Below are 5,488 nucleotides of genomic sequence, written 5' to 3'. Positions count from 1 at the left end.
AGGGTGAAGTGGAACGCACCGCCGTCCCAGCCGGCCAGCGTGCCCATGTCCAGGTCCACGCCCACCCGCACCTGCTGCGCATAGCGCGCGCCGGTTTCGCCGTAGCCACCATCGACCACGCCCATGGCCTCGCCCACGTAGTCGCCGCGGAAGGCAACGCCGCGCTCGAACAGATCGGTGCGGCTACCGCCCCAGTCGCCGGTAAGCGTCTTGCCTTCGTAGCGGTTGCTGGACTGCGCGCTGGCCACGGCTGGCAGCAGCAGGGCGGCCAGCAGGCCCAGGGAAACAGGTTTCGCAGGATTCATGATCGCGGTCTCGTGGAGGTGATCAGCGCAGCGACAGCGGCGCACTCAGCGGGGAGGTGGCGCCCTGCGCCGAGGTAACCGTGGCGGTCAGGCTGCCGGCAGCGGCAGCGTCGGTCCCTGCACCGAGCGGGAAGGTGAAGCTGCCCTGCCCCTGCGCGTCGGTACGTGCTTCCACACTGCCCAGCACCCACTCGGCCTCGCTGCCGGTGGCGGCGCGGTTGCCGAACACTTCCACCTGGTAGCGGGTATCAGGCACGCCCTGGAAACGACCGGTCAGCAGGCGCTGCGCACCCTTGCCCTGCACTGCGGTCAGCTGCGGTGCGGCCTGGCCGAGGTTCGGCAGTGGCTGGCAGCCAGCCTGGCCGGCAGCGGTGCAGATGCGCGCACGCTTGGACGCATCGTTGTCCACGCCACGGCCACGGGAGCCGACGAAGCTGGCGTGCTCCAGGCCCGGCACACCGAACACGATGGCGCCACGCGGCTGGCCCTTGACGCAGGCGCCGCCGGCTTCGCAGCGCTCGATCAGCAGGCCGTTGCCGTAGATGCGGTTGCCGGTGAAGCGGTTCGGCGCGCTGACCGGCTGCGGGCGCACGCCGATGCCCATGCCATTGCCGGTGATGGTGTTGCTGTCGACCACGTTGCCGCTGCCGGTGATGCTCAGGCCCAGCGAATTGCCGGTGAAGGTGTTTGCCGCGATGTAGTTGCGGTTGCCCCAGTTGATCTGCAGGCCATCGGAGTAATCGACGAAGYGGTTGTGGACCACGCTGTTGTCGTTGCCCCACAGGATCTCGATGCCCTGCGAGGGTTCCGGGTTGGCCCTGGTGGATTGGAACAGGTTGTCGGCCACCAGGTTCCAGGCCGCGCCGCGGGTCAACTCCAGGCCGTCGCCGTTATCGAGGAATACGTTGCGCACGATGCGGTTGTGCACGGTGGTGGCGGCGGTGGACTGGCCCTTGCCGTCATCACCGGTGAGCATGATGCCGGCACCGCCCTTGTTGGCGACGATGCGGTTGTCATGGATCTCGTTGTGGCTGGAGCGGTTGACCAGCACGCCGATGCAGAAATTGCGGATCTCCAGGCCGGCCAGCTCCACGCCCTGGGTATCGCGCAGGACCAGGCCCGGCAGCGTGGTGGTGCGCACGTTGGTGCCGGACTGGCCCGGCTCGGCGCCTGGGCAGGCATCGGTACCGGTGCCGGTCACGTAGGCCGAGCCATCGATGGCGACGTACTGGCCATCGCGTTCCCAGGACGTGCCGATGATCTGCACCGGTCCCTTGATCTCCGGCAGCGGCGTGGCCGGCGTGATGACGTAAGGCGCAGCGCCAACGGCCGCGATCTCGATGCGGTAGCGACCCGGCGCCGCATTGGCAGTGGTGATCGCCCAGCGCAGCGAGCCGGCGTTGGCGTCGTCGGCGTAGCGGTCCACGCGCAGCACCTGCAGTGCTTCGCGCGGCGGTTCGGCCTGGTAGGCCAGCGCCAGCGACGGCAGCACGGCAAGCAGGGACAGGGAAACAATGGACAGACGACGGCGCATGCGATCACTCCGCGCAGAGGAAGGAAAATCCGGCGGCCTTCCCCCTGCACCTGGCATCAGCACCGGACCRGCTGCTGCCCTCGCCCCGCCAGGGGTGGATCGCTTGGACTGCTATGAAACTGCGGAAATGAAAGTAGGTTTATCGCACCGCACCATTCAAGTGCGGTAATCGACTGCGTGTGCGAATATCGCACTGAATGGGTACTACCATCGTTGTAGGCGAGGTGTTTGCAGGGCTTGCAGCCCTGCACCTGCCTGGAGCCAGAGCAACGTCGAGGTCAAGGGAGGCTCTGGTTTTCTGCTGGCTGGGCGGGGCGGTGCGGGTGGGCAGGACACGCCGTCAACCCATCCTTGGGGGCTCGTAGGCGCCATCCATGGCGCCTGCGGTCCTGCCCACCCACACCGCTCCACCCCTCGACAATTTCCGGATGACGGCTGGTCCATCCACGCTTCGCGTGGATCACATCTGGTTGAAATCGAATATTTCGAATTGAAATCAAAAGCATCCGCGCATGGCGTGGCTCTACTGGCCACCAGGGGTTTACGGTGTCCCCGCAAACCCACAGTGCCCGGCCATCCCACAGGATCCCCGCTGTGGCTGTTGCTCCGGCCTCGGCGGGTGCAGGGCGCAGCCCTGCAAAAGAAAACCCTACGAACTGCAGGACAGCATCGAACAGCCTGCGCGGTCGTCAGCCCACGCCGGCCGCTTGCCGGCGTAATGCTCCAGCCCCGGGCGTTCGGTGTACGGATCACGCAGTACGTCCTGCAGCGCATGCACACCGCCCAGGTCGCCCTGCTCGGCGCGGTCGATCGCTTCCTGTGCCAGCCAGTTGCGCAGCACATACAGTGGATTGGCCGCGCCCATCTTCGCGACACGCTCGGCTGCCGGCAGCGAATCGGCACACAGCCGCGCCGCGTACTCCTGCAACCACTGCTGCAGAGGTTCCTGCACCGCGTGCTGGCGCTCGGCGTCRTAGAAGACTTCGGCCAATACGCTTGCATCGGGTGCGTTGGCATCGATGCGCATCAACGCACGCCATGCCAGGGTCATGTCCATGCCGCCGTCCTGCATCAGCTGCTGCCAGCGCTGGTAAAGCTGCAGATCGGCATCGTCGGCCGCGGCCAGCCCCAGCTTGGCCGCAACATCGCGGCGGGTGCAGGCGACAAAGGTCGCCTGGTAAGCGGCCAGCCCTGCCTGCAGCGGCTGCACGTCGGCGAACAACGGCGACAGCGCCTGCGCAAGCCGGTTGAGATTCCAGTACGCCACCTGCGGCTGGGTGCCGAAACGATAGCGGCGTCCCTGCGCATCGGTGGTGTTCGGGGTCCAGTCCGGGTCGAAGTCTTCGACCCAGCCATAGGGGCCATAGTCCAGCGTCACGCCGAGCACGGAAAGGTTGTCGGTGTTCATCACCCCATGCACGAAGCCCACGCGCATCCAGTGCGCGATCATCTCTGCGGTGCGCACGGCGATCTGTGCGAACCAGTCGCCATACAGCGCTTCGCCCTGCCCCGTCAGTTCCGGGAAATCGCGGGCGATGCACGCCTCGACCAGTTGCTTCAGCAGTGCGGTCTCGCCACGTGAAGCAGGCAGTTCAAACGAACCAAAGCGCAGGAACGAGGGCGATACCCGGCAGACGATCGCGCCGGGCTCCGCACGCGGATGACCGTCGTAGAACATGTCGCGCACCACGTCTTCGCCGGTGCCGACCAGCGACAGGGCGCGCGTGGTCGGCACACCCAGGTGATGCATGCCCTCGCTGCACAGGAATTCACGGATCGACGAGCGCAGCACCGCACGGCCGTCGGCGCCGCGCGAATACGGCGTCGGCCCGGCACCCTTCAGCTGAAGCTCCCAGTGCCGGCCATCGGGGGCGATCACCTCGCCCAGCGAGATGGCGCGGCCATCACCGAGCTGACCGGCCCAATGGCCGAACTGATGGCCCCCATAGTTGGCCGCCCACGGCTGCATGCCCGCGTACAACGCGTTGCCGCCGAACACCTCGGCGAAGCCTTCGTCATCGACCTGCGCAGGATCGAACCCCAGCATCCCGGCAACCTCCGGCGACCACGCCAGCAGCACCGGCGCTGCGACAGGCGTCGGCATTACCGACGACCAGGCCGCACCCAGCACTTCGCGCCGGCGCGGACCGGACTCGGGATCGCCCGGCAGCAGATTCAGCAGGCGGTTGTCGAACTGGGGGGCAGTGGTATCCATGGGCAAAGCATGGGGGCGGCGACGGCCATCCTCAATCGCCGCGCAAGGCCTGCAATGCCCCGCCGTGCGCCTCGGCGCGCCGGTAGGCCGGACGCTCACCGATGCGCTTGAGGAAGCCACGCAACGCCGGCTTGTCGTCCAGCCCGCCGCCGCGTGCGGCCGCCGCCTGGATCGGGAAGCTCATCTGGATGTCCGCAGCGGTGAAGCGTTCGCCTGCAAACCACGGGCTTTCGGCCAGGCGCCGTTCCATCCAGTCCAGATGCAGGCGTCGCTGCGGGCCGATGAAACCGCGCTCGGCCTTGTCGGCGATGCTGCGGGCGATCGGCCGCGCGAAGAATGGCATCGGCGCGCTGCGGATGCGGCTGATCACCAGGGTCAGCAGCATCGGCGGCATGGCCGAACCTTCGGCATAGTGCAGCCAGTAGCGGTAATCGATGCGCTCTTTGCCTTCGGCCGGTACCGGCGACGGCGACAGCTGGCGATGCACGTCGTAGCGGTCAACCAGGTAGTCGAGGATGGCGCCGGATTCGGCCAGGATGAGGTCGCCATCCTGCAGCACCGGCGCCTTGCCCAGCGGATGCACCTGGCGCAGTTCCGGCGGCGCCAGCAGGGTCTTCGGGTCGCGCGGGTAGCGGCGCAGTTCGTAGTCCAGCCCCAGCTCTTCCAGCATCCACAGCACGCGAAGCGAACGGGAATTTTCCAGATGATGGACGATGCGCATGGGCGGCTTCCGCAGAAAGGTGCCCGATGGTAGCGCGGCCTGGTGCATGCAGGTGTCTGCTACCCTGCCCGGCCGAGGAAGGCCTGCCAGCATGGACACCCCGCCGTTCGATGCACTGCTTGGTTACCTCGGGCAATCCGAGGACCACAACTGGACGCAGTACATCTGCGAGCACGTTGCCAAGGGCGTCCTGCGCAGATTCGAAGCGCACGATTGGCAGCGCCTGCAGAAGATGATCGCAGCGCAACCCGCGTTCTGGCAGCAACGCTGCACCGACGCGCTGGGTGAATGCATGAGGCCCGAAGCCTTGCCGCTGCTGTTCAGTCAGCTCCATTCCAGCGATGACGACAGCCGGATACTGGCGGCCTACCACCTGCAATGGATGGAAGTGCCGGTGGGTCCTGAGGTGGTTGATGTCCTGCGCGAGATCCTGTCGCGCATTCCGGCAGCCGAACGCGCCGAGTACCAGGAAATAACCCAGCTGCTGGAGCGGGCGCTGGCTGCGGGTTGAACCCGTCGTGCGACGCAAACGAAAAACGCCGGGAGCTTTCGCTCCCGGCGTTCTGGCTACCAAACGGTAGCAGACGGATTAGACCGCCTGCACCTGGTCAGCCTGCATACCCTTCTGGCCCTGGACGGCGACGAAGGTAACCTTCTGGCCTTCCTGCAGGGTCTTGAAGCCGGTGCCCTGGATCGCGCGGAAATGCACGAAC

The 5,488-nt window shown here is 66.7% G+C and carries 6 protein-coding genes; 1 reads left to right on the top strand and 5 read right to left on the bottom strand.

What is annotated here, in order from left to right; translation table 11 throughout:
• From AC1VAN_RS09655 to AC1VAN_RS09640, 4 genes are all read right to left on the bottom strand, one after another.
• Positions 1 to 305: carbohydrate porin (locus AC1VAN_RS09655; protein ID WP_480985708.1), on the bottom strand; the 305-nt coding region annotated here is incomplete at its 3' end.
• 22 nt (positions 306 to 327) lie between these two features.
• Entirely contained in the window at positions 328 to 1,839 is a 1,512-nt protein-coding gene (locus AC1VAN_RS09650) for a right-handed parallel beta-helix repeat-containing protein (protein ID WP_480985707.1), read from the bottom strand.
• Positions 1,840 to 2,488: 649 nt separating this feature from the next.
• Positions 2,489 to 4,054, bottom strand: coding sequence for a protein adenylyltransferase SelO (locus AC1VAN_RS09645; RefSeq protein ID WP_313115387.1), 1,566 nt, complete (start codon positions 4,052 to 4,054; stop codon positions 2,489 to 2,491).
• A 31-nt stretch (positions 4,055 to 4,085) separates the two neighbouring features.
• Entirely contained in the window at positions 4,086 to 4,775 is a 690-nt protein-coding gene (locus tag AC1VAN_RS09640; protein ID WP_025875105.1) for a glutathione S-transferase, read from the bottom strand.
• Between the two features lie 91 nt (positions 4,776 to 4,866).
• On the opposite strand from AC1VAN_RS09640, the gene AC1VAN_RS09635 reads away from it, so the two are divergent.
• Positions 4,867 to 5,286: a hypothetical protein gene (locus tag AC1VAN_RS09635; protein ID WP_025875106.1), complete on the top strand. Its 420-nt coding sequence runs from the start codon at positions 4,867 to 4,869 to the stop codon at positions 5,284 to 5,286.
• A gap of 78 nt (positions 5,287 to 5,364) precedes the next feature.
• Here the strand turns inward: AC1VAN_RS09635 and AC1VAN_RS09630 are convergent.
• Positions 5,365 to 5,488, bottom strand: a 124-nt coding sequence (locus tag AC1VAN_RS09630) for a cold-shock protein (protein ID WP_480985709.1), incomplete at its 5' end; no start/stop codon positions are given.

Source organism: Stenotrophomonas sp. 05L44_2 (assembly GCF_056665995.1).
This window is presented reverse-complemented; position numbering and strand designations above follow the sequence as displayed.